Here is a 1,565-nt window from a genome sequence, read left to right on the forward strand (position 1 = left end):
TCTTTGATCCTTGCGAACTCACAGAGATTGCCTCAGAAAACCTTGATATTGTCGTCCAAAGTCCGGAGCAGATAAAACAACTTGAACAAACACGACTGGAGAAGCCGGTCAGGGTCTGGCTGAAAATGGACTCTGGCATGCACAGGGTAGGTATTCTTCCCGGTCACTATCGCGATGCCTGGACAAGGCTTGAGCAACTGCCCTGGATCAGCGAGATTCTGTTGATGACTCATCTGGCCTGTGCCGACGAAACAGACAATGGCTACACCCTGCAGCAGCTTGAAGTTTTTGAGCAGCATACCCTTGGATTACCCGGTGAGAGAAGTATTGCCAATTCAGCTGGTCTGATTCATTGCGCTGGTGCCAGAACCGACTGGAGCCGACCGGGTCTTATGCTTTACGGCGCCTCTCCTTTCGATCGTTCTCATGATATTGAATACAGGCTCAAGCCTGTGATGGAAGTTCATTCAGCCATCATCAATATCAAGGAGGTTCCTGCTGGCAGCCAGGTAGGTTATGCCGGTACAGCAGTCACCAACAAAACGACTCGTTTGGGTGTCATAGCCATGGGTTATGCCGATGGCTACCCTCTCGCTCCTAATGGCACACCTGTACTCGTCAATGGCCAGCCAGTGCCACTGACGGGTCGAGTCTCTATGGATATGCTCACGGTTGATCTGTCAGAAATGGCGGATGCGAAAGTGGGAGACTCTGCCTTGCTCTGGGGTAAAGGCCTGCCAGTGACTGAAATTGCAAGACATGCCGGTACCATCCCCTACCAGCTGTTCTGTAACATTAGCCGGGTTTCCGTCTCATACACTCAGCCGGTTCAGTGTAAGGAGGCTGTCTGAGTCAATTTAAAAAAATAGCTATCCTTTTGGCCAGAAAATATGAATGACCGAAGTATCTGTCCAATCCTTTACATTGCAGAACCGATTCAGCCCTTGTATATTTTCTGCCCGTGCCATACTCTTCTTAACCCGTGGCTGAAGCACTTTTATGACGGCCAGAAGCCACGGTCTAAAGGGCATCAGAGTGTACAGACACTTGTGACAATCCGGTCATTTGCACCATGCCCAAAATTACCTGAATCAGACGATTGCTGAAATGAGAAGTCGAAAAGAAGTCGTCCGGCAACTGGACAGGATTGATCGTAATATTCTTCGAACACTCCAGGAAAACGGCCGTATTTCCTACGTGGATCTGGCAGACCGGGTGGGACTGAGTACCACACCCTGCATGGAAAGGGTCAAGCGTCTCGAGCGTGAAGGCATTATTCAGGGCTATAGTGCCCGACTGAATCCCCAGTATCTTCAGGCAGGTTTACTGGTCTATGTTGAAATCAGCCTGTATACCAAATCAGCAGATATTTTTGACGAATTTCGACGGGCGGTTGTCGCTCTGCCAAATGTGCTGGAATGCCATCTGGTATCCGGTAACTTTGACTACCTGATCAAGGCCCGTATTTCAGAAATGGCTTCTTACCGGGAATTACTGGGCGACATATTGCTAAAGCTTCCGGGAGTGAGGGAGTCCAAAAGATACATCGTCATGGAAGATCTGAA

General features: G+C 49.4%; 2 protein-coding genes. Both read left to right on the plus strand.

Annotated elements, in window-relative coordinates; genetic code table 11:
- Positions 1–851 (plus strand): alanine racemase (gene alr, locus KDK18_RS05790; protein WP_257253861.1); only part of this gene is annotated, 851 nt, incomplete at its 5' end.
- A 256-nt stretch (positions 852–1,107) separates the two neighbouring features.
- On the plus strand, positions 1,108–1,565 hold a 458-nt coding region (locus tag KDK18_RS05795), incomplete at its 3' end, for a winged helix-turn-helix transcriptional regulator (protein WP_257253862.1).

The sequence above is a fragment of the Endozoicomonas sp. SESOKO3 genome (assembly GCF_024606255.1).